The sequence below is a fragment of the Actinomadura sp. NPDC023710 genome (assembly GCF_040639875.1).
Lineage (GTDB): Bacteria > Actinomycetota > Actinomycetes > Streptosporangiales > Streptosporangiaceae > Spirillospora > Spirillospora citrea.
Genome location: NZ_JBFAGB010000006.1, coordinates 172,752 through 193,238, shown reverse-complemented (window position 1 = coordinate 193,238; position 20,487 = coordinate 172,752). Strand labels below are relative to the sequence as shown.

Genomic DNA, 20,487 nt, shown 5'->3' with positions numbered 1-20,487 from the left:
CGAATCCGGCGGACGCCGCACACGCCCTGCACCCGGATGGCCAAGCCTTTACCCCGGATATCGCGGAGGCAACAACCGTGTTCGCGGCGCCTGGAAGTCCGTCGCGCCGCGCGGCCCGATGCGTGCCGCCTCCCCCTGGCACCACCGTCCATCCAGACCATGACCAAAGTGATAAGTAGACCAAACAGGGTAAAGCCTTCCTTCTGGCGGGACTGCCGCCGCCCGGCCCCGACCAGAGGAGGTGACGGTGACGGTGCCTGCCCGCCACCTCGAACCCGTGTCCGCTCTCGCCGCCGAACGGGAGCGGCTCGCGGCCGTCCGCCGCTACCGGATACTCGACACCCCGCCCGACGGCACGTTCGACACGATCGCCTCCCTGGCCGCTCGCAGCTGCGACGCGCCGATCGCCACGGTGGCCATCGTGGACGGCGACCGCATCTGGTTCAAGGCCGCCCACGGCCTGCACGGCGTGTCGCAGATCGACCGCGACCCCGGGCTGTGCGCCTCCGCCATCCAGCACGACACCGCCTATGTCGTCACGGACGCGCTCACCGACCCGAGGACGGCCGCCAACCCGCTCGTCCGCGGCGAGATGGGCGTGCGCTTCTACGCGGCCGCCCCCATCACCACCGTGGACGGCCACCGCCTCGGCACCGTCAACGTGCTGGACACCCGTCCCCGTGACGCGTCCGAGGCGCAGCTCGCCATCCTGGGCGACCTGGCGACCCTGGTCGCCCAGGAGCTGGAAAGCCGGCTGTCGTCGATCTGCACCATCACGGCCGAGCGGACCATGCGCACCAGAGCCGAGCGTCTGGTGCGCACCCTGCAGCGCACCCTTCTTCCGCCCGCCCTGCCGGAGGTCCCCGGCCTCAATGCCGCCGCCGCGTACCACCCGGTCTCCCAGGACGAGGTCGGCGGCGACTTCTACGACCTGTTCCCCCTGGACGGCGGCCGCTGGGCGTTCTTCCTCGGTGACGTGTGCGGCAAGGGCGCGGAGGCCGCCGCCCTGACGTCCCTCACCCGCTACACCCTGCGCGCCGCCGCCATCTACGAGCCCGACCCCTGCGCCGCGCTAGGCAACCTCGACGCCGTCCTCAAGGGGGAGTACCAGAGCGACCCCCGTTTCTGCACCGCGCTGTTCGGGGTCCTGGCCCCCGAACCCGACGGTTCCTTCGCCGTCACGCTGGCCGGGGGCGGCCATCCGCCCGCCCTGGTGGTCCGCGCGGACGGCACGGTCGAAGCCGTCGACGCACCGGGCGGGCAGCTCGTCGGGATACTGCCCGAACCGCACTTCGCGCAGACCGACCTGCGCCTCGCCCCCGGCGACGCCCTCCTGCTGTACACCGACGGCCTCACCGAGGCCCGCACCCCGGACGGGGCGATGCTCGGCGACGAGGGCCTCATCGCCCATCTGACCAGCACGCCCTTCGAAGGAGCGGATAATCTGCTGGCGAACGTCCATAAACTGCTCACGGAACTGGGCGCGGGAGTCAGCGACGACACGGCACTGCTGGCTCTCTCCGTGCCCCGCCGCTTCGAACCGTCCGGACAGGAGCCTCTTCGGTGACCGACCACACCTTCACCGTCAACCTCCCGTCCGAGGAGGCCGAGGTCCCCGTCCTGCGCGTGGCGGGAGACCTCGACTACCACACGGCCCCCCGCCTGCGGGAGGCCCTGGAGGCCCTGCCGCTGGCCTCGGGCGGCGGCGCCGTGCTCGACGTGACGGAGCTGAACTACTGCGACTCCACCGGCATCACCGTGCTCATCGCCGGCTACCGCCGGGCGCAGGCGGCCCAGAGCAGGATCGTGCTCGCCGGGCTGAACCCCGACCTCACCCGGGTCTTCGAGATCACCGGGCTCGACCAGGTCTTCGCCTTCCACCCCACCGCCGACGAGGCCGTCAAGTCCCTGCGCCGGGAATGAGGCCGGGCGGGGTCAGCCGCGCCGCGGGCTGACGAGGCCGGACTCGTAGGCGAACACGACGAGCTGGGCGCGGTCCCTGACGTGCAGCTTGGCCAGCACCCTGCTGACGTGCGTCTTCGCGGTGGCCGGGCTGATCACCATGTGGGCGGCGATCTCGTCGTTCGACAGGCCCCTCGCCACCAGCACGGTGACCTCGCGCTCCCTCTTGGTGAGCATGTCGAGCCCCTCGGGTGCGGGCTCGGGGCGGCGCGCGACGTACTCCCCGATCAGGCGGCGGGTGATCGCGGGGGACAGCAGCGCGTCGCCGCGGGCCGCGACCCGGACGCCCTGCACCAGGTCCTCGGGCTCGGTGTCCTTGACCATGAACCCGCAGGCGCCGGCGCGCAGCGCGTTGAAGACGTACTCGTCGAGGCCGTAGTTGGTGAGGATCACGACGTGGACGCCGCTCAGCCGGGGGTCGGCGGCGATCAACCGGGTCGCCTCGATGCCGTCCATCACCGGCATCTGGACGTCGACGAGGGCGACGTCGGGCCGGTGCTCGGCGGCGAGCGCGACGCCCCGCTCGCCGTTCGCGGCCTCGGCCACCACCTCGATGTCGTCCTCGATCTCCAGCAGGGCGCGGAAGCCGCCGCGGATGAGGGCCTGGTCGTCCACGAGCAGCACGCGGATCACGAGGGATCTCCCAGGGGAAGCTCGGCGCGCACGGTGAAGCCCCCCTCGGGACGGGGCTCGGCCCGCAGCCGCCCGCCGAGCGCCGCGACGCGCTCGCGCATGCCGAGCAGGCCCGTGCCGGGGACGGGCGGCGCGTCCGGGTCGGCCTTGCCGTCGTCGTCGACCTGCACGACCAGTTCCCCGCCCGCGTAGTCGACGCGCACCGCCGCGGCCGCGCCGCCCGCGTGCCTGGCGACGTTCGTGAGCGCCTCCTGGACGATCCGGTACGCGGCCCGGTCCACTTCGGCGGGCAGGTCGCGCCGCGTGCCGGAGATCGTCACCGTCGCCGGCAGCCCGGTCGAGCGGGCCCGCTCCACCAGGTCGTCGAGCCGGTCGAGGCCGCTGGCGGGGGACTCGCCGTCGGGCTGGTCGGCGTCGCGCAGCACCTCCAGCGTGGCGCGCAGTTCGCGCATGGCGTCGCCGCTGGCCTCCTGGATCGCCAGCAGGGCGGGCGGCACGTCCTCGCCGCGCCGACGCGCCAGGTGGACGGCCACCCCCGCCTGGACCTTGATGATCGAGATGCTGTGCGTGAGGGAGTCGTGCAGCTCCCTGGCGATGCGCAGCCGCTCCTCGCCGGCACGGCGCAGGGCCGCCTCCTCGCGGGTGCGCTCGGCCTCGGCGGCCCGCCGCTCGGCCTCTTCGAGGAAGGCCTGCCGGTGCCGGGTCACCGTCGCCGTCACGCCGGCCGCCACGAACCATCCGACCAGCAGCGAGAGGCTCTGGAGATCGCGCAGGGACCCGTCGGCGCTCGGCAGCCGCACCACCAGGCCGGCGCCCAGGAAGGCGGCGCCCACCAGCGCCGTGGCGAGCCGGTGGCCCGCCCTGAACGCGGCGAACACGGCCACGATGACGGGGAAGGCGGCGGCCGGGCCCGGCCGGACGTGCGCGGCGAGCGCGAGCATGCAGCCCGCGCTGACGACCAGTGCCACCAGGGGCGCCCGCCGCCAGGCGACGAGCGCGAGCGAGCCGGCCAGGGCGGCGGCGAGGTCGAGCGCGCCCGCGTGCGGTGTGATGGCCACGACGACCGACAGGAAGAGGGCCATCGCCACGGCGAGCATGCCGTCCTGGGCGACCGGCTGCCATCGGTTCATGGAGCTCATCCGTGCAGATTAGGACCGTTTCCGGTGAGATTCCTCCGCAGAGCGGCGGAGAGGCCTCTACATCCTGCGGTGCAGTGGCGCCGATCGTACGCCCCGGGCGTCAGGGCGAAAGGCCATCCCGCGTCCGATGTGCGCTGACCTCCTCGAACACCACGATGTCAGGCATGCACACGATCGAAGACAAGGGCGGAGTCCGCCCCGGGGTCACGCTCGCCGCGGTGGCCGTCGTGCAGTTCATGGTGTCGCTGGACCTGTCGGTGGTGAACGTCGGGCTCCCGCGGATCGCGGCCGGCCTCGGGTTCAGCGCCGTCGGCCTGACCTGGGTGATCCACGCGTACGCCCTCTCCTTCGGAGGGCTGCTCCTGCTGGGCGGCAAGGCCGCCGACCGGTACGGCCGCAAACCCGTCCTCCTGCTCGGGCTCGGCCTGTTCGGCCTGGCGTCCCTCGCCGGTGGGCTGGCCCAGGAACCCGGCCATCTCGTCGCCGCCCGCGCCGCCCAGGGCGTCGGCGCCGCGGCGCTGGCGCCGGCCGCGCTCGCGCTGCTGACCGCGACGTTCCCCTCGGGTCGGGAGCGGGTCCGGGCCTTCGGGATCTGGAGCGCGACGAACGCCGCCGGAGGCGCGCTCGGCGTCGTGATCGGCGGCGTGCTCACCGAGTACGCGGGCTGGCGCTGGGTGATGCTGGTGAACGTGCCGATGGCCGCCGGCGCGCTGGCGCTGGCCTGGCGCGGGGTCGCGGCCGGCCCGCCCCCGGACCGCAGCGGCCGTCCGGACGTCCTCGGCGCCGTCCTGGCCACCGCGGGCATGAGCCTGCTGGTGTTCGGGATCGTGCGCACGGACCGGCACGGGTGGACCTCGCCCGTCACGCTGACGACCCTGGCCGTCGCCGCCGCGCTGCTGGCCGCGTTCCTCCGACTGGAGCGGACCACCGCCCGCGACCCGCTGATCAGGCTGAGCCTGTTCTCCAACCGCTCGGTGGCCGGCGCCAACGCCTTCAACCTCCTGGTCGGAGCCGCGATGGCCTCGTCCTTCTACTTCATGTCCCTCTACCTGCAACGCGTCCTCGGGCACGGAGCCGCGCTGACCGGGACCATGTTCCTGCCGTTCGCGCTGGGAGTGCTCGCCGGCTCGGTCCTGGCCGTCAGACTCGGCTATCGGCTGGCCCCCAGGACCCTGCTGGTCGTCGGCGGGCTGCTCACGGCGACGGGGTTCGCCTGGTTCGGCATGATCAGCTCCGACGGCGCCTTCGCCACCGACGTGCTGGGGCCCTCGATCGTCGCCAGCGTGGGCTTCGGGCTCTGCCTGGCGCCGCTCGTGTCCATCGCCACCGCCGGCGTCGCGGCGCGCGAGACCGGCACCGCCTCGGCGCTCCTCAACAGCTCGCGCCAGATCGGCGCCTCCCTCGGCCTGGCCGCCCTCGGCACCGCCGCGCAGCACCGCACCGGCGGCGTCCCGACGCCCCGGGCCCTCAACGACGGTTACGCGCTCGCCCTCACCATCGGCGCCGTGCTCCTGACCGCCGCCACTCTCGTCGCCCTCACCGTGCTGCGCCGGACCGCGGCGCCGTCGCAGGCCGAGCAGGCGGAGCAGGCCGAGCAGACCGACGACCGCGACCTGCTGACCGTCCGGGACTGACCGGTGGTGACCTCGCCGTGCAGCCGACCGCCACAGAAAGGACGTCCCGGCATGACCGTCACTCCCATCGATCTGTTCTCCTGCTTCCTCCACCTCCACCCCGGCGGGGAGATCCAGGCCGAGCCGCGCGCGTTCGATCCCGAGCGGGGCGGATGGCGGCTGACGGCCTTCCACGCGAAGACCGACGCCGACGTCCACGCCGACCACTGGGAGGTCCATCCCGAGGCCGAGGAGGTCGTGTCCTGCCTCATCGGGAAGATCCGCCTCTATCTCCGTCCGGACGGACCAGGGGAGCGGGAGGAAGAGATCAGGCTGACGGCCGGGACCGCCGCCATCGTCCCGCGCGGACGCTGGCACCGCATGGAGCTGGACACGCCGAGCAACATCCTGGCCGTCACCCTGCCCCATGGCAGCCGCCTGGAGAAGCGACCCGTCAACCGGCCTCGTGGCCCGGTTCCAGGTCGGGCAGGCCCCGGAAGGTGAGCGGGGGCGCCTCGGCCCCGATCGTCACGTCGATCGGGGCCAGGAGGAACCCGCCATGGTCGCCGAGGTCGGCGCGCTCCACGATGCGGCCGACCAGGCGGCGGTCGGCGCCGGTGAGCAGGGGCACGCCCTCGGGGCCCGGCCGCCAGGAGCAGCGGGCGAACTTGTCGATCTCGTCACCGGTCCCTTCTCCGAAGAGGGCCGCCAGCTTCTGCTGCTCCTCACCGCGTCCGAGGACGTGCACGGCGAGGACCGTCGCCGCCTTCGCCGTGCGGTAGGTCCGGTTGCGGCGGGACAGGCACACCAGGAACCTGAACGGGTCGATGCTGGTCTGCGTGGTGAATCCGACCAGGCAGCCCGCCCGCGTCCCGGTCCCGGGATCGACGGTGGTCACCACGAACATCGGGTAGTCGAATCCGGCGACGAACCTATCGCTGTCCACCGCACCAACCCTACGGTGATGCGACCGCGACCCGATCAGGGCTCGATGCGACAGCGGAGCGAACGGGTTCCCGGCAACCGGACGCACTGGGAAGGAAGCATCACGATGGGCACGTACGTCGTCGTCGGGGCCGGCCTCGTCGGGGCCGCGACCGCCTGGCAGCTGGCCCGGCGCGGGCACGAGGTGACGGTGCTGGAGCGCCGCACGCCGGCCAACGCCGAGGGCAGCTCCCACGGATCCGCGCGGATCCTCCGGTACGGCTACGCCGACCCGTTCTACGTCCAGATGGTCGTCGACGCACGGCGCGAGTGGCGGGAGCTGGAGCGTCTGTCCGGCGAGCGGCTCGTCACCCGCACGGGTTCCCTGGACGCCGGGGCGGCGCGGGACCCGGCGGCGCTGGCCGCGGTGTTCGCGAGGGCCGGCGTCGAGCACGAACTGCTCACCGCCGCCGAGGCGGCCGCGCGCTGGCCCCAGTTCCGCTTCGGCGACGGAGGAGGCGACGTGCTTTGGCACCCGGCCGCCGGCGTGGTCGACGCGGAGGCCGCGGTGGAGGCCATGCTGCGGCTGGCGCGGGCCGAGGGCGCCCGGGTCGAGACCGGCCGTCCGGTGGTGTCGGTCGAGCGGGTGGGCACCGGCCAACGGGTGGTGAGCTCGGACGGGCGGGCGGAGCAGGCCGAGAAGGTGGTCGTCGCCGCCGGCGGCTGGCTGCCCGACCTGCTCGGCGACCTCGCGTTGCCGGACTCGTTGCTGGCGGCCTTCCCGCCACTCCAGGTGATGCAGGAGAACGCCTACCACTTCCCCTACCGTGACGTTCCAGGGGAACCGTGGCCGACGTTCATCCACAAGGACTCGGACACGCTGGTCTACGGCCTGCCCGGTGGCCGCGACGCGGCCCTCCCGGACGGCCGGAGCGGCCAGAAGGTGGCCGAGTTCAACGGCGGACGGCCGATCCGGAGCGCGGCCGCGCAGACCGGTGCGATCGACCCGGCCAACCGTGAACGGATCGTCGCCTACGTCCGGCGGGCCCTGCCCGGCGTCGTCCCCGAGCCGTACGCGGAGACGACCTGCCTGTTCACCAACACCCCCACCGAGGACTTCGTGGTCGACGGCGCCGGCGGGATCACGGTCGCCTCCCCGTGCTCCGGGCACGGCGCCAAGTTCGCGCCGCTCCTCGGCCGGATCATCGCCGAGGAGGCGTCGGGCGAGCGCCCGGCCCCGGACCGGTTCCGGGCGCGTGCCGGCCGCGCGGCGCCGCCTTCGCCCTGACCCGCGGCTCCCGGTACCCGCGGGCGACGAAGATCGCCTAGTCTGCCGGGGTGACGGATACGCGTGAGGATCTCGCGCTGCCCCCCGCCCTCGCCGAGGTGGCCGCGGTCGGCTTCGAATGGGAGTGGGACGACGAGACCGACGAAGGGCGCGGCTGCGACTTCGAACCGTACGACCGCTTCGAGGACCCCGCCAGGACGGCGTGGTGGTTCCGGCTGTGGACCGGCAACCCGGACGCGGACGGCGGCCAGTTCCGCTTCTTCGGCTCGACCGGGGCCGGCGGCTACGCCGGTTTCTGGCTGGTGCGGCCCGGCGTGCCGGTCGTCGGCCAGCCCGTGGTCTACCTCGGCTCCGAGGGCGACCGCGGTGTGATCGCGCGCGATCTCGGCGACCTCCTCTGGCTGTTCGCCGCCGGCCTCGGGCCCGCGGAGGCGTTCGAGGACCCCGACCCTCCCGAGGAGCCGAACGACGCCTTCCTCGCGATCGCCGAACGCCACGCCCCGGGACGCCGGGCGCCCGCCGAGATCTTGACCGCCGCGCGGACGGAGTTCCCGCACTTCTCGGACCTCATCGCCGCGATGTGCCGCTGAGCTCGCGCGCCGGCCGAGGCCAGGTGGAAAGGTCCGGCCGGGCCCACGGGCCCGCGGCGCCGGACGCGCCGGGACGTTGGGGCCGCGCCCCGGGACGTTAGGCCCTGCCGCCGCCGTCGCCCCCGTTCGACTCTGGTAGCGAACCTGAGGACCGACGAGGGAGGCTCGCGATGCGGGCTCTGGTGTACCACGGGCCCGGCAGGAAGTCCTGGGAGGACGTGCAAGCCCGAGATCGTCGCGGACGGCGACGCCGTGGTGCGGGTGGACGCGGTGACCATCTGCGGCACGGACCTGCACGTCCTCAAGGGAGACGTCCCGGCGGTGACCGACGGGCGGATCCTCGGGCGCCCTCAAAGTCGTGTTGACCCGCTGAACCCGGTGCGGCCGTTCGCGACCGCCCCGGCGACCAGGAAAGGAAGGCCATGCCGACCCAGATCATCGTGGGCATCGACGGGTCCGCCCACGCCTGGCGGGCCCTCGACTGGGCCGCGGACTACGCCGTCCGGCACCACAGGCCCCTGGAACTGGTGCACGCCTCCCGCGCGCTGGTGGAGGACGGCACACTCCCGAAGGACGCGCTGCGCCGGCTGGTCGCCGAGCGGGAGGATCTGCTCGGCGAAGCGCGGCAGTACATGCTGAAGGCGCACACCGACCTCGACGTCACGACGCGGCTGGTCCGGACGGACCCGGGCGGCGCGCTGGTCGAGAGCAGCGGGGACGCGGCCCTCGTGGCCGTGGGGTCGCGCGGCCTGGGCGGGTTCGAGGGCCTGCTGTTCGGGTCGGTCGGGCTGTACACCGCCGCGCACGCCCGCTGCCCGGTGCTGGTGGTGCCGCGGGAGGCGCCCCACCCCGCCGAGGCCCCGGCACAGATCGTGGTCGGGATCGAGGACCGCCCCGGCGAGAGCGCGATGGCCGGTTGGGCCTTCGAGGAGGCCGCCTCGCGCCGCGCCGGGATCCTGGCGCTGCACGCCGTGGGCGGCGAGTTCGGGTCCCCCCGCCGCCGGGTGATGGAGGACCTGGAGCTGTCGGAGGCGCTGGCGGGCCTGCGCGAGCACCATCCGGACGTCCGGGTCGAGCAGTTCGTCTCGGACCGGGCGGCGGGCCGGGCCCTCGTCGAGGCGTCGCGGTCGGCCGCCCTCGTGGTGGTCGGAGCCGCTCGCCGGACGGGCCGGATCGGCATGGCGCTGGGCCGGGTCAATCACGCGGTCCTGCACCACGCGCACTGCCCCGTGGTGGTGGTGCCCATCGACCGGTGACCGGCGGGACCTCCGCCGGGGCAAGCGAGGAGGAGTGGACCATGTCCGATCCGATCATCGTCGGAGCCGACGGCTCCGTCCCGTCCGAAAGGGCCGTGGCCTGGGCGGCGGACGAGGCCGCCCGGTACGGGCGCGCCCTGAAGATCGTGCACGCGGTGGAGCGGTGGGGGTTCGACGTCCCGCTCAACACCGCCCCCGGCGAGGTGGTCTCGCTGTCACGAGAGGGCGGGGAGGTGCTGGCCTCCGCCGAGCGCGTCGCCCACGCCCGGCGGCCGGAGGTGCCGGTGAGCGTGGAACTGGCGTCCGCGCGCACCGTCCGGGCACTGGCCGAGCACTCCGAGGAGGCGTTCGAGCTGGTGGTGGGCTGCCGTGGTCTCGGCGGGTTCGCGGGGCTGGTCCTCGGCTCGGTGGGACTGGGCGCTGTCCGCCACTCCGCCTGCCCGGTCGTGGTGGTGCGCGGCGAACCGGACGCCGAACGCCGCGAGGTCGCCGTGGGCATCGGTCTCGGCGACGACTCCGCCGCCCTGGAGTACGCCTTCCGGGCCGCCGCGGCACGGGAGGCCAGGCTCCGCGTCGTGCACGCGTGGCCGTTCGGGGCGCGCCGGGACGAGCCCGGAGAGGACCTCGACGCCCGTGGCGTCGAGGAGCGGGCCCGGTGGCGCGTCATCGAGGCGCACGCGCCGATGCGCAAGCGCTTCCCCGGCGTGGAGGTCGTGGAGGACATCGTCCAGGACAACCCCGCCGCCGCGCTCGTCGCCACGTCCCGCGAGGTCGACCTGGTGGTCGCCGGCTCGCACCCGCGCGAGGGGCTGACCGTGCCGCGCAGGCGCGCGGTGACGCACGGCCTCCTTCATCACGCGCACTGCCCGGTCGCCGTCGTCCCCGCCGCGGGCGCCCCCGCGCCATGAGCGGGACATCGGACACGGACGGTTCATCGCGAAAGGCCCGGCGACCGCCGGGCCTTTCGCCATGGACGGCCGATGCCGGGCGGCGAGGGCCGTTCAGGCGGCGGTCTCGCGGTCGCCGGCCGGGACCGCCCTGACGCGCTGGCCGGTGATCCTTCGGCAGGAGACCAGGATGAACTCCGCGCCCGTTCCGGCCTTCCAGGGCCGGAGGGCCTCGCGGGCGCGGTCCCCGGGATCGCGGGCGACCCGTGCCCGTCCGATGACCGTGACCGACCACCCGGTGCGGCCGGTGGAGTCCAGGTCGTCGGCCTGGAAGGCCACGATCGCGCCGCGGGTCGCGGTGACCAGTCTGGAACCGCGCGGCACCGAGATGACCACGTCCTCGCCGTCGACGACGAAACCGACCGGCGCCACGGCGGGCAGCGCCTGTTCGGTGAAGACGATCCGGCCGACGGTGGCGGTGCTCATGAGGCGGAGGCACTCCGCTCGTGTGAGGTCCGCGGCCTCGTCCTCGCTCCTCATGGCTTCCTCCTTCATGTCTCCATCCTCCGCGCCGCCCGCGGTGGGAGGCAGGGGGCCAAAGTCACACGGCCGGACGCCGTCCGTCCCCTCCGAGCAGGGCCGTTCGAAAGGTCAGGCTCAGATGGCGTGGCACCGCCCCGGACGACCCGGCGCGGCGGGACCTTCGGCCCCTGCCTCGCGGGCTCCGACCGGCCGAGACTGAAGTCGGGACCTCTGCTCGAGGAAGGGGGTCGGACGGATGGCGGCGCTGACGAGGGCTCAGAGGTCGAACGTCTTGTTCGGCTATGACGGGACCGGGGAGAACGACCCCGCGCTGCGCTGGGCGGTCGAGGAGGCGCGCCTGCGGGGGCTCGACCTGCTGCTGTGCTACTGCTGGCACTGGCCGTACCCGAGCGGTCACGTGGACGCCGGTGTGCAGGCGATCTTCCAGCGGGCGGGGGAGAACCTCCTGCGCAAGGGGGCCCGCCGCGCACGCGACCTCGGTGCGCAGGGGAAGGTGCGCACGCTGCTGAGGCGGGAGCCCGCCTGCGACACGCTGGTGCACGAATCCGACGACGCGGAGCTGATCGTGGTCGGCTCGCACGAGCGGCACCGGCTGCCCGTGGGCTCGACGGCCATGGAGCTCCCGGCGCGGACCCGCCGTCCCGTGGTCGCCGTCCGCGGCGGGGGTGGCCGGGGCCCCGTCGTGGCCGGCGTCGACGCGTCGGAGTGCGCGGACGCGACGGTCGGCTTCGCCATCGAGGAGGCCGCGCTGCGCGAGTGCGACCTGCGCGTGGTGCACGGGGCGTGGGAGCCGGGCGCCGTGCCCGAGAGCGACCTGCCCCTGTTCGCCGACAAGGCCGAGCTGTTCCAGGCGCGGGCCGCGATGCTGGAGCGGGTCGTCCATCCCTGGCAGCGGCGGTACCCGAAGGTCCATGTGGACGTCTCGCCGCTGCTGGAGCGGCCCCGTGAGGCGCTGCTGGACGCCGCCGAACGCGCCGATCTGCTCGTGGTGGGCGATCGCGGCACCGGTGGCCTGGACCCGCTGCTGCTGGGGGCGGTCAGCGCGGCGATGCTGCACCACGCCCCCTGCTCGGTCGCGATCGTCCCGGCGCCCCGGCACACCGCCCAGAGCGCCACCTGAAGGGGCGACCGCTCGCGAACCTCGCCGTGGGCGATCGCCTGCGGGCTCAGTCCGGGCCGATGTTGCTCCGGCCCGGGTGCGGGGCCGGGGTCCCGCGGGGGAGCACGGGCTCGATCCGGTACAGGGACGGCATGCCTCCGGTCCGCGCCGGGATCTCGCGCTGCACCCCGGCGAGGGCGCAGACCAGGTCCCGTGCGGTGAGGAGGCCGGCCAGGGCGCCGTGCTCGTCCGTCACCGCAACGTAGTCCCTGTCCGACTCCAGCATGGTCAGGGCCGCTTCGGCGACGGTCGCCGACGGGCGCACCGTCGCGGGCGGCCGGGACGGCAGGAGGGACGTGACGGGGCGGCGGGCCTCGCGGGGAACGGTGGCGTCCCAGGCCGAGGTGAGGGTCTGGGCGTCCAGGACGCCGAGGAAGCCGCCCTCGACGTCGGTGACCGGCAGGTGGTGGATCTCGGCCCGGCACATCAGCTCCCAGGCCATGATCACGGACTCGTCCGCGGCGATGGTGAGCAGGTCGCGGCTCATCAGCTCGGCGACGGCGCGCTGCTCCAGCGCTGGGCTCGGCGTCATGGCTTCTCCTCCGGGCTGGACGGCTCGCCTCCGACTCCAGACTCCTCCCGGACGCCGGCCGCCGGCAGGGGCGAACGTCCCCCGCCTCCGTGCCGGAGGGCCGGATCGGCCCGCCGCTGGACGTACTTGAGAATCTCGATCACCACGTAGGAGACGGCGGCGATGACGACGATCCGCGCCCAGGCGCCGCCGCCGAGCGGGGCGGAATGGAACAGGTCGTTCATGAAGGGCGCGTAGGTGTAGAGCGCCTGGACGGCGACGAGGGCCAGGACGCTGGCGCCGACCCAGGGATTGCGGCGGACGCCGTGCCACAGCAGCGGCCGGTCCAGCGACAGGCAGTTGAAGAGATAGGTGAGCAGCGTCAGCGCGAAGACGTTGACGACGATCGTCTGCGCGACCTGGGGCGTGGCGCCGTGGGCGCGTTCCCAGTGCTGCAGGCCGAACGCGCCGGCGAGCAGGATCGCCGAGACCACCAGGATGCGCAGCGTCATCGCGCGGGTGAGCAGCGGCAGCGACGGGTCCCGGGGCGGGCGGCGCATGATCTGCTCGTCCTTCGGCTCCACGGAGAACGGCAGGCCGAGCACGAGCACCGCGGTCATGTTCAGCCAGAGGACCTGCAGCGGCAGCACGGGCAGCGCCGTGCCCGCGACGATCGCGGCGACCAGCACGAGCCCGAGCCCGATGTTGGACGGCAGCGCCCAGACGATGAACTTCACCAGGTTGTCGAAGACGCCGCGCCCCTCCTCGACGGCCTTCTCGATCGAGGCGAAGTCGTCACCGGTGAGGACCATGTCGGCCGACTCCTTGGCGGCGTCGGTGCCGGAGCGCCCCATGGCGACGCCGATGTCGGCCTGCTTGAGCGCGGGCGCGTCGTTGACCCCGTCCCCGGTCATCGCGATGACGTGCCCGCGGTCCTGCAGGATCTGGACGAGGCGGAGCTTCTGCTCGGGGGAGACGCGGGCGAAGACGGTGGTGGCCTGGACGCGCTCGGCGGAGACGCCCCCGGTGAGCTCGGCGCCCGTCATCACCTCGCCGTCCAGTCCGACGCGGGCCCCGACGGCGCGCGCGGTTGCGGCGTGGTCACCGGTGATCATTTTGACGTGGACGCCGGCGTCGTGGCAGGTCCGCACGGCCCGGGCGGCGTCCTCGCGGGGCGGGTCGAACATCGCCTGCAGGCCGAGGAAGGTCAGCGGGGGCGGCTCGTCCAGACCGGAGCCGCCGGCGCGTCCCCGGGCGAAGGCCAGCACGCGCAGTGCCTGACCGCCGTAGGCCTCGGCGCGCGCGGTGACGGCCGCGCGGTCGAGCGGGACGGGCGCGCCGTCCGGGCCGGCGGCGTCCTCGCACAGCTCCAGGAGCCGCTCGACGGGGCCCTTGACGTAGACGGCGCCGTCCTCGTGCTGGGTGGCCATGTAGCGGCGCTCGGCGGTGAACGGCAGCGTGGCCACGCGGTCCGGCGCTCCGTCGAGCCCGGCCTTGGCCGCGCTGGTCAGCAGGGCGCCTTCGGTCGGGTCCCCGGTGATGTGCCAGCCGTCCCGGCGGTGCAGTTGCGCGTCGTTGCAGCCGAGACCGGCCAGCAGCGTCTCCCTGAGCGCGGGGTGGGCGGCGGGGTCGACCTCCCGGCCGCCCCACCGGATCGTCCCGGTGGGCGCGTAGCCGGTCCCGGTGACGGTGTAGTCGCGCCCGCCGGCGGTGACGGCGGTGACGGTCATCTGGTTCTGGGTGAGGGTGCCGGTCTTGTCGGTGCAGATGACGGTGGTGCTGCCGAGCGTCTCGACGGCGGGCAGGTGCCGGACGATGGCGCCGCGCCGGACCATGCGGGAGACGCCGAGCGCGAGGGTGATCGTGACGACCGCGGGCAGCCCCTCGGGGATCGCGCCGACCGCGAGGGCGACCGCCGCGGTGAGCATCTCGGTCGCGCCGCGCCCGCGGAGCACGCCGATGAGGAAGGTCAGCGCGGCCAGCGCAAGGATCGCCACCGTCACGATCTTGCTGAAGTGGGTGATCTTGCGGGTGAGGGGCGTCTGGACCGCGCCGGTGCCCTGCACCAGCCGGTGGATGCCGCCGAGTTCGGTGTCCGCTCCGGTCGCCACCACCAGGCCCGCGGCGCTCCCGGCCGTCGCCAGCGTGCCGGAGAAGGCCATGCCGGTGCGGTCGGCGAGGGCGGCCTCGTCCTGCGCCGCGGTGTCCTTGGCGGCGGGCACCGACTCGCCGGTGAGCGCCGACTCGTCCACGGCGAACTCGTCGGCGCGCAGCAGCCGCAGGTCGGCCGGGACCTTGTCGCCGGCCTCCAGCCTGACCAGGTCGCCGCGCACCAGTTCGGCGGGCGGCACGCGCCGGGCCGCGCCGTCCCGGACGACCAGCGCCGCGGTAGGGGCCATGGCGGCCAGCGCGCCCAGCGCTTTCTCCGCGCGCGACTCCTGGACGAATCCGACGATGGCGTTGACGACCACCACGCCGAGGATCACCAGCGCGTCCACGTGTTCGCCGAGCAGTCCGGTCACCGCCGCCGACACCAGCAGCACGTAGATCAGCGGACTGTTGAACTGCAGGAGGAACCGCACGACCGGGCCGCGCCCGCGCGCTGCGGGAAGCGTGTTGGGTCCGTCCCGCTCCAGCCGTCGCGCCGCCTCGGTGGAGGCCAGCCCGTCGGAGGCGTGACCGCCGAGGTCGCGCACCACGTCCTCGGCCGGCCTGCGGTAGGGCGCGGGAGCCGTCGTCATCGCGGCCCGGCCGAGCCCTCGGTCCGGGCGCTGCCTCCGCCGCGGCCCCGTCCGCCGGAAACGGCGGCCGCGAGGTCGTAGCCGATGTTCATGTCGCACCTCCTGCCCCACAAGATTGCGCGCATGCGGGGGCACTGATCAGGGCCGAAGGTCCCGTCGCGGGCGGACCACATGTCCTGGTCGGTTCGGCGGCGTCGCGGGCCGCCGAACCGATCACGGTCGGCGCACGCGGGGCGGGCGGGTTCGACCGGCTGCCGCTCGGGTGACTTGGCCCGTGGACGCGGGTGACCCATGGTGCGAGAAGCCTGGCCCGGCCGCCCCCCCCAGGGACCCGGCCGGGCCAGGGCTCAGTCGCGCCCGCGCCTGGAGTGGGCGCCGTCGGCCTTGAGCTGCGCGGCCAGCGCGGCGGCCTGGGTGCGGCGGCTCATGCCGAGCTTGGCGAAGATGTTCGAGATGTAGTTCTTGACCGTCTTCTCGGCCAGGAAGAGGCGCTCGCCGATCTGCCGGTTGGTCAGGCCCTCGCCGATGAGCTCCAGGATGTGGCGCTCCTGCTCGGTCAGGCCCTTGAGCGGGTCGTTCTTCTCCTGGCGGGTGCGGAGCCGTTCGAGCATGCGGGCCGTGCTGCGGGGGTCGAGCAGGGACTGCCCGGTGGCGACGGTGCGGACGGCGCCGACGAGGTCCGAGCCGTGGATCTGCTTGAGGACGTAGCCGGACGCCCCCGCCATGACCGCCTCGAACAGGGCGTCGTCGTCGTCGAAGGAGGTCAGCATCAGGCAGGCCAGTTCCGGCAGCTGGGAACGCAACTCGCGGCAGACGCTCACGCCGTCCCCGTCGGGCAGGCGCACGTCCAGGACGGCCACGTCGGGCCGGACGGCCGGAATCCGCGCCAGCGCCTCGGCCGCGGTGCCGGCCTCGCCGATGACCTCGATGTCGTCCTCGGCGGACAGCAGCGCGGCCACCCCGCGGCGGACGACCTCGTGGTCGTCCATCAGAAAGACCCGGATCGTACCCGCGTTCGCTGGCGTCTGGGCGGTCATGGCTCTCGTTTCCTCGCGCGGCGGTGACGGAATGGACGCTACCCCGCCGAAGGACCGGGCCCCAGCCCGCGGACGTCCCGTGCCCGCGGGACCAACGTCCCGATCCGGCGCGCGTCCCTGTGCCCGCCCGGGATGGACCTTCGGCCCTGCCGCGGGTGCGGGGATCGCTGGTGGGGTGAAGGCGAGGAAAGGAGCGATTCATGCAAACCAGGTACAGGGCTTCTGCGGACATCGCAGATGACATGCGGCGAGCCGTCGAGGACGCACTGTGGGCGCCTTCGGTGCACAACACCCAGCCGTGGCGGTTCGGCGTACGCGGCTCGCGGGTCAGCCTGCGCGCGGACCCGGACCGCCGCCTGGGCGTCGCCGATCCGAACGGCCGGGAGATGCTGATCAGCTGCGGGGCGGCGCTGTACAACCTCAAGCTGTCGCTGCGCGCGCAGGGCTACGACCCCGTCGTGCTGCTGCTGCCCGATCCGGACCGCCCGCACCTGCTCGCCGACGTGAACCTGGAGCCCGACGAGCCGGCGGACCGGCAGACCCTCCGGGAGCACGCGCAGATCCGGCGCCGGCGCAGCCATCGGGGCGCGTTCCGCCCCGAGACCGTCCCCGCCGGGATCCTTACGGCCATGCGGTACGACGTCGAGCGCGAGGGCGCCCGGCTGATCGAGGCCGTCGACCGGAACGTCAAGGGGGCCCTGGCCGCCCTGACCGACGCGGCCGAGCACATCCAGCGCCGCACGCCCGCGTACTCGACGGAGATCGGCCGCTGGGCGCCCTCGCCCAGGACGGCCCGCAGGGACGGCGTCCAGGAAGGCGCCTACCCCAGGCAGGCTCCCGAGACCAGGCCGCACTTCGCCGCCCGCGACTTCGCGCGCGGCCAGGGATGGGGCGCGGAGCCCGCGCACCCGGAGGAGGCGGCCGCGGCGGGAGTGGCGCTGCTCCTGGTGTCGGACGGCGACGGTCCCGCCGACTGGCTGCGCACGGGCGGGGCGCTCCAGCGGGCGCTGCTGAGGGCGGCCGAGAGCGATCTGGCGGCCGCCTTCCACACTCAGGCGCTCGAAGTGCCGGAGCTGCGCGCCTTCATCCGCGCCCAGTTCTGCCGGGACGCCTACCCGCAGATGCTCCTGCGCATCGGGGCGCCGGAGGGGGAGGGCCTGGACACCGTCCGCCGGCCCCTCGCCGACGTCATGGTCGTGGAGCCCTGAGCGGGGCGCGTTCGGGGATGCGGCGCCCCGTGATGAGCTGCGGCCGGATGACGATGAACCGGTCGTGCTCGCCGGGCGCCCAGCTCCGCAGCGGAAGCGCGGAGAGCCGGGCGATCTCGGCGGGCTCGGTGGCGCGGCGGGCCGGCCCCACGGTGACGACGGACCAGCCGCTGCCGGCCGCCGTGTCGATGTCGTCGATCTCAAAGGCCACGATCGTGTCGGAGGCGGCGGTGGCCAGCCGTGACGCCGTCGACGTCTTCACCACGATGTGCTCGCCGTCGAAGACGAAGTTCACCGGCTGCACGGTGGGCAGAGCCTGGAGCGTGAACACGATCCGGCCGATCTTCGATCGGCGCAGCAGGAACCGGCACTCCTCGTCACCGAGGATCTCCATGCCGCTGTGGTCGAGATGCATAACGTCCAGCGTGGAGCATCGGTGACCAAGGTCATCAGGGACTAAGGTCCCTGACCTGACTTCTCGCCGCACGCAGGGTAATACTGGATCCGTGGCTCATGATTCGGGCGCCGGCCCCGACAAGGCGCGGATGATCCTGCCGCAGTTGCAGCTGGACGACCTGCTGTCGGAGCTGCAGTCGAGGCTGGAGGCGGCGCGATCGACGCGTGACCGCGTGCACGCGCTGCTGGAGGCCGTGGTCTCGATCGGCAGCGAACTGGATCTGGAGTCGGTGCTGCGGCGGATCACCGAGGCGGCCACCACCCTCGTCGACGCCCGTTACGGCGCCCTCGGCGTCATCGGTGAAGAGGGCGAGCACCTGGTGCAGTTCGTCACCGTGGGCGTCAGCGACGAGGAGATCGAGGCGATCGGCCACTGGCCGCACGGGCACGGGATCCTGGGTCTGCTGATCCGGGAGCCGCGCTCGCTACGGCTCCCGGACCTCGGGCACCACACCGCCTCCAGCGGATTCCCGTCCAACCATCCGCCGATGCGGACGTTCCTGGGCGTCCCGATCCGCGTGCGGGACGAGGTGTTCGGCAACCTCTACCTGACCGAGAAGGCCGGCGGCGGCCAGTTCGAGGAGGAGGACGAGGTCGTGGTGATCGCGCTGGCCACGGCCGCCGGCGTCGCGATCGAGAACGCCCGCCTGTACCAGGAGACGCGCCGGCGCGAGCGGTGGCTGGAGGCGTCGGCCGAGATCTCCACCGCGCTGCTGTCGGGCACCGACCCGCACGAGGTGACCATCCTGGTCGCGCAGCGGGCGCAGGAGATCGCCGAGGCGGACCTCGCGACCGTGGCGCTGGTGGACGAGGGCAGCCGGCAGTTCGTGGTCGAGGCCGCCCGCGGGGAGGGCGCCGACCATGTGGAGGGGCTGCGGGTGCCGCTGGAGCACTCGGTGGCCGGGCCGGTCTACACCGACGGAACCTCCCTGCGGCTGGTCGACGGGGAGAAGGCGACGCGCGAGGCGAACCTGCCCACGCGGATGCCGATCGGTCCGCTGCTGGTCGTGCCGCTCGGGCTCGGTTCGTCGGCGCGGGGCGTCCTCTCGGTGGTCAACCCGCCGGGCGGGGCGCTGTTCTCGGAGGGGACGCAGCGGCTGCTGGAGGCGTTCGCGGGGCAGGCGGCGGTGGCCCTGGAGCTGGCCGAGCGCCGCCGGGACGCCGAGCGGCTGGTGCTGCTGGAGGACCGCGACCGGATCGCCAAGGACCTGCACGACACCGTCATCCAGCGGCTGTTCGCGACCGCGATGGGGCTGATGGCGGCGATCAAGATCACGCAGAAGCGGGAGGTCGCCGTCCGGGTGCAGCGGGCGGTGGACGACCTGGACGACACCATCCGGCAGATCCGCTCGTCCATCTTCGCGCTGCAGGGCCCCGAGACCGACGAGACGTCGCTGCGCAGCCGGGTGCACGCCCTGGCCGACAGGGCGGCGGAGCATCTGGGGTTCGCGCCCTCGGTGCGGCTGGACGGCCTGCTGGACACCTCGGTCGACGAGGAGATCGGCGAGCAGCTCCTCGCGGTGGTGCGGGAGGCCCTGTCGAACGTGGCCCGGCACGCCCACGCCACCGAGACGTCCCTGAACATCGACGTCGGGGACGACGTCACGGTGCGGGTGCAGGACAACGGCGTCGGCATCACCGAAGGCGGCCGCCGCAGCGGGCTCCGCAACATGGAGGCCCGTGCCGAGGACCTGGGCGGCACGTGCACCGCCGGGCGGCGCCCGGAGGGCGGCACGGTGCTGGTCTGGCGCGTCCCGCTCAAGCCCGCCTGACCCCGTTGCGGCCCGGCTGACAGGGTCAGGGACCGATGCGGTGGTTGTCGAGGCGCGCCCACTCGGCCTCCCACAGCCGGTAGCGGCGCCGGTCGTACCACGCCCGGACGAGCCCGTAGAGGCAGAGCGCGGGCAGTCCCGTGGCGAGGGCGACGCCCGTCCCGGCCACCGCGGTGTGGATGACCGTCTGCGCGTGCCGGCGGGGCGGCGTGATCGAGACGCCGCCGGGCCCGGCCCACAGGATGAGGCGCTCTCCGACAGCGGCTCCCCGCCACGTCGTGTAGTCGTCGGTCCGCCGCGTCCCGTCGGGGTCGGTCCAGGCGACCGTGACCGTGCGCCGTCCCCCCGGGTCCCGCACCCTCACGATGGTGGCCTCGACGCGATGCCGCGTGGCGGCCTGCTGGCGCTCGGCCCTCACCCCCGAGCCGTAGGCGGACTGGACGGCATGGGTGAGCAGCGGAGGTGTCGCGCTGAGGAAGACGATGAGCAGCAGCAGCCCGATCCGCCACTGGAACCGGTCCACATCGCGCCGCAGGTCGTTGCGGTCGAAGCCGCAACTGCGACGCCGGCGGTCGATCCGTGCTGTCCAGTGGCCGGTCCGTGTTCGCATGGTCGTCGCTCCCATGACGCCGTCCCTTCGCCTTCCTTCCATCACGACGCTACGCATCGGGCCCTCGACGGCCGCAGAGGCGGAAGCCCCTCGCGGGAGGGACCTCCCGGGTCCTTCTGCCCGCGGCACGCGGGACCTAGGTCCCGCCGATCGTGCGC

The 20,487-nt window shown here is 73.9% G+C and carries 20 protein-coding genes and 1 pseudogene; 12 read left to right on the top strand and 9 right to left on the bottom strand.

From position 1 onward, the window contains the following. The first annotated feature begins 247 nt into the window (after window positions 1-247). Both AB0H37_RS09610 and AB0H37_RS09605 read left to right on the top strand, forming a co-directional pair. On the top strand, window positions 248-1,567 hold the full coding sequence (locus AB0H37_RS09610) for a GAF domain-containing SpoIIE family protein phosphatase (protein WP_360612121.1): 1,320 nt from the start codon (window positions 248-250) through the stop codon (window positions 1,565-1,567). Next, window positions 1,564-1,923: an STAS domain-containing protein gene (locus AB0H37_RS09605; RefSeq protein ID WP_329092670.1), complete on the top strand. Its 360-nt coding sequence runs from the start codon at window positions 1,564-1,566 to the stop codon at window positions 1,921-1,923. The genes AB0H37_RS09610 and AB0H37_RS09605 overlap by 4 nt, the downstream gene beginning before the upstream one ends. A gap of 12 nt (window positions 1,924-1,935) precedes the next feature. Here AB0H37_RS09605 and AB0H37_RS09600 read toward each other — a convergent pair whose 3' ends face one another. Together AB0H37_RS09600 and AB0H37_RS09595 are read right to left on the bottom strand one after the other, a co-directional pair. Beyond that, window positions 1,936-2,595, bottom strand: coding sequence for a response regulator transcription factor (locus AB0H37_RS09600; protein ID WP_179834101.1), 660 nt, complete (start codon window positions 2,593-2,595; stop codon window positions 1,936-1,938). Continuing rightward, the gene (locus tag AB0H37_RS09595; protein WP_360612120.1) at window positions 2,592-3,734 is read right to left on the bottom strand and encodes a histidine kinase; all 1,143 of its coding nucleotides are present in this window, start codon (window positions 3,732-3,734) and stop codon (window positions 2,592-2,594) included. Before AB0H37_RS09595 ends, AB0H37_RS09600 begins: the two co-directional genes overlap by 4 nt. A gap of 164 nt (window positions 3,735-3,898) precedes the next feature. On the opposite strand from AB0H37_RS09595, the gene AB0H37_RS09590 reads away from it, so the two are divergent. Then, on the top strand, window positions 3,899-5,368 hold the full coding sequence (locus AB0H37_RS09590) for an MFS transporter (protein ID WP_360612119.1): 1,470 nt from the start codon (window positions 3,899-3,901) through the stop codon (window positions 5,366-5,368). A 51-nt stretch (window positions 5,369-5,419) separates the two neighbouring features. Beyond that, a complete protein-coding gene (locus AB0H37_RS09585; RefSeq protein ID WP_360612118.1) occupies window positions 5,420-5,851 on the top strand; it encodes a cupin in 432 nt (143 codons plus the stop codon). Here AB0H37_RS09585 and AB0H37_RS09580 read toward each other — a convergent pair. Continuing rightward, window positions 5,802-6,293, bottom strand: coding sequence for a flavin reductase family protein (locus tag AB0H37_RS09580; protein WP_360612117.1), 492 nt, complete (start codon window positions 6,291-6,293; stop codon window positions 5,802-5,804). The genes AB0H37_RS09585 and AB0H37_RS09580 overlap by 50 nt on opposite strands. Before the next feature lie 105 nt (window positions 6,294-6,398). On the opposite strand from AB0H37_RS09580, the gene AB0H37_RS09575 reads away from it, so the two are divergent. From AB0H37_RS09575 to AB0H37_RS09555, 5 genes and pseudogenes are all read left to right on the top strand, one after another. Further along, a complete protein-coding gene (locus AB0H37_RS09575; protein WP_329092659.1) occupies window positions 6,399-7,559 on the top strand; it encodes an FAD-dependent oxidoreductase in 1,161 nt (386 codons plus the stop codon). A gap of 50 nt (window positions 7,560-7,609) precedes the next feature. Beyond that, window positions 7,610-8,149 (top strand): SMI1/KNR4 family protein, encoded by a 540-nt coding sequence (locus AB0H37_RS09570; RefSeq protein ID WP_360612116.1) that lies wholly within the window; start codon window positions 7,610-7,612, stop codon window positions 8,147-8,149. A 252-nt stretch (window positions 8,150-8,401) separates the two neighbouring features. Beyond that, window positions 8,402-8,482, top strand: a pseudogene (locus AB0H37_RS09565) (alcohol dehydrogenase catalytic domain-containing protein); the annotation flags it as partial. A gap of 89 nt (window positions 8,483-8,571) precedes the next feature. Further along, complete coding sequence (locus AB0H37_RS09560) at window positions 8,572-9,405, top strand: universal stress protein (RefSeq protein ID WP_360612115.1); 834 nt, start codon at window positions 8,572-8,574, stop codon at window positions 9,403-9,405. Window positions 9,406-9,446: 41 nt separating this feature from the next. Further along, window positions 9,447-10,313 (top strand): universal stress protein, encoded by an 867-nt coding sequence (locus AB0H37_RS09555; protein ID WP_360612114.1) that lies wholly within the window; start codon window positions 9,447-9,449, stop codon window positions 10,311-10,313. A 93-nt stretch (window positions 10,314-10,406) separates the two neighbouring features. On the opposite strand, the gene AB0H37_RS09550 is transcribed toward AB0H37_RS09555, so the two are convergent. Beyond that, the gene (locus tag AB0H37_RS09550) at window positions 10,407-10,832 is read right to left on the bottom strand and encodes a pyridoxamine 5'-phosphate oxidase family protein (protein WP_360612113.1); all 426 of its coding nucleotides are present in this window, start codon (window positions 10,830-10,832) and stop codon (window positions 10,407-10,409) included. A gap of 274 nt (window positions 10,833-11,106) precedes the next feature. Between AB0H37_RS09550 and AB0H37_RS09545 the strand changes: the two genes are divergently transcribed. Continuing rightward, the gene (locus tag AB0H37_RS09545; protein WP_329092641.1) at window positions 11,107-11,955 is read left to right on the top strand and encodes a universal stress protein; all 849 of its coding nucleotides are present in this window, start codon (window positions 11,107-11,109) and stop codon (window positions 11,953-11,955) included. Window positions 11,956-12,001: 46 nt separating this feature from the next. On the opposite strand, the gene AB0H37_RS09540 is transcribed toward AB0H37_RS09545, so the two are convergent. The 3 genes from AB0H37_RS09540 to AB0H37_RS09530 all read right to left on the bottom strand — a co-directional run bounded on the left by AB0H37_RS09540 (window position 12,002) and on the right by AB0H37_RS09530 (window position 16,283). Further along, window positions 12,002-12,526: a CBS domain-containing protein gene (locus tag AB0H37_RS09540; RefSeq protein ID WP_329092639.1), complete on the bottom strand. Its 525-nt coding sequence runs from the start codon at window positions 12,524-12,526 to the stop codon at window positions 12,002-12,004. Continuing rightward, window positions 12,523-15,246: an HAD-IC family P-type ATPase gene (locus AB0H37_RS09535; protein ID WP_360612112.1), complete on the bottom strand. Its 2,724-nt coding sequence runs from the start codon at window positions 15,244-15,246 to the stop codon at window positions 12,523-12,525. Before AB0H37_RS09535 ends, AB0H37_RS09540 begins: the two co-directional genes overlap by 4 nt. A gap of 347 nt (window positions 15,247-15,593) precedes the next feature. Next, the gene (locus AB0H37_RS09530; protein WP_179834113.1) at window positions 15,594-16,283 is read right to left on the bottom strand and encodes a response regulator transcription factor; all 690 of its coding nucleotides are present in this window, start codon (window positions 16,281-16,283) and stop codon (window positions 15,594-15,596) included. 242 nt (window positions 16,284-16,525) lie between these two features. On the opposite strand from AB0H37_RS09530, the gene AB0H37_RS09525 reads away from it, so the two are divergent. Next, complete coding sequence (locus AB0H37_RS09525) at window positions 16,526-17,491, top strand: hypothetical protein (RefSeq protein ID WP_360612111.1); 966 nt, start codon at window positions 16,526-16,528, stop codon at window positions 17,489-17,491. Here the strand turns inward: AB0H37_RS09525 and AB0H37_RS09520 are convergent. Next, a complete protein-coding gene (locus AB0H37_RS09520) occupies window positions 17,472-17,906 on the bottom strand; it encodes a pyridoxamine 5'-phosphate oxidase family protein (RefSeq protein WP_360612110.1) in 435 nt (144 codons plus the stop codon). The genes AB0H37_RS09525 and AB0H37_RS09520 overlap by 20 nt on opposite strands. A 91-nt stretch (window positions 17,907-17,997) precedes the next feature. Here AB0H37_RS09520 and AB0H37_RS09515 point away from each other — a divergent pair, with 91 nt between their 5' ends. Then, window positions 17,998-19,719 (top strand): GAF domain-containing sensor histidine kinase, encoded by a 1,722-nt coding sequence (locus tag AB0H37_RS09515; RefSeq protein ID WP_360612109.1) that lies wholly within the window; start codon window positions 17,998-18,000, stop codon window positions 19,717-19,719. A 25-nt stretch (window positions 19,720-19,744) separates the two neighbouring features. On the opposite strand, the gene AB0H37_RS09510 is transcribed toward AB0H37_RS09515, so the two are convergent. After that, window positions 19,745-20,329, bottom strand: coding sequence for a hypothetical protein (locus tag AB0H37_RS09510; RefSeq protein ID WP_360612108.1), 585 nt, complete (start codon window positions 20,327-20,329; stop codon window positions 19,745-19,747). Between the last annotated feature and the right edge of the window lie 158 nt (window positions 20,330-20,487).

What these genes read in the sequence shown, in the direction of transcription:
- AB0H37_RS09590 (WP_360612119.1), top strand. Translation starts at nt 3,899, where the DNA reads ATGCACACGATCGAAGACAAGGGCGGAGTCCGCCCCGGGGTCACGCTC.
- AB0H37_RS09575 (WP_329092659.1), top strand. Translation starts at nt 6,399, where the DNA reads ATGGGCACGTACGTCGTCGTCGGGGCCGGCCTCGTCGGGGCCGCGACC.
- AB0H37_RS09585 (WP_360612118.1), top strand. Translation starts at nt 5,420, where the DNA reads ATGACCGTCACTCCCATCGATCTGTTCTCCTGCTTCCTCCACCTCCAC.
- AB0H37_RS09540 (WP_329092639.1), bottom strand. Translation starts at nt 12,526, where the DNA reads ATGACGCCGAGCCCAGCGCTGGAGCAGCGCGCCGTCGCCGAGCTGATG.
- AB0H37_RS09555 (WP_360612114.1), top strand. Translation starts at nt 9,447, where the DNA reads ATGTCCGATCCGATCATCGTCGGAGCCGACGGCTCCGTCCCGTCCGAA.
- AB0H37_RS09535 (WP_360612112.1), bottom strand. Translation starts at nt 15,246, where the DNA reads ATGACGACGGCTCCCGCGCCCTACCGCAGGCCGGCCGAGGACGTGGTG.
- AB0H37_RS09520 (WP_360612110.1), bottom strand. Translation starts at nt 17,906, where the DNA reads ATGCATCTCGACCACAGCGGCATGGAGATCCTCGGTGACGAGGAGTGC.
- AB0H37_RS09560 (WP_360612115.1), top strand. Translation starts at nt 8,572, where the DNA reads ATGCCGACCCAGATCATCGTGGGCATCGACGGGTCCGCCCACGCCTGG.
- AB0H37_RS09510 (WP_360612108.1), bottom strand. Translation starts at nt 20,329, where the DNA reads ATGCGAACACGGACCGGCCACTGGACAGCACGGATCGACCGCCGGCGT.
- AB0H37_RS09530 (WP_179834113.1), bottom strand. Translation starts at nt 16,283, where the DNA reads ATGACCGCCCAGACGCCAGCGAACGCGGGTACGATCCGGGTCTTTCTG.
- AB0H37_RS09595 (WP_360612120.1), bottom strand. Translation starts at nt 3,734, where the DNA reads ATGAGCTCCATGAACCGATGGCAGCCGGTCGCCCAGGACGGCATGCTC.
- AB0H37_RS09550 (WP_360612113.1), bottom strand. Translation starts at nt 10,832, where the DNA reads ATGAGGAGCGAGGACGAGGCCGCGGACCTCACACGAGCGGAGTGCCTC.
- AB0H37_RS09525 (WP_360612111.1), top strand. Translation starts at nt 16,526, where the DNA reads ATGCGGCGAGCCGTCGAGGACGCACTGTGGGCGCCTTCGGTGCACAAC.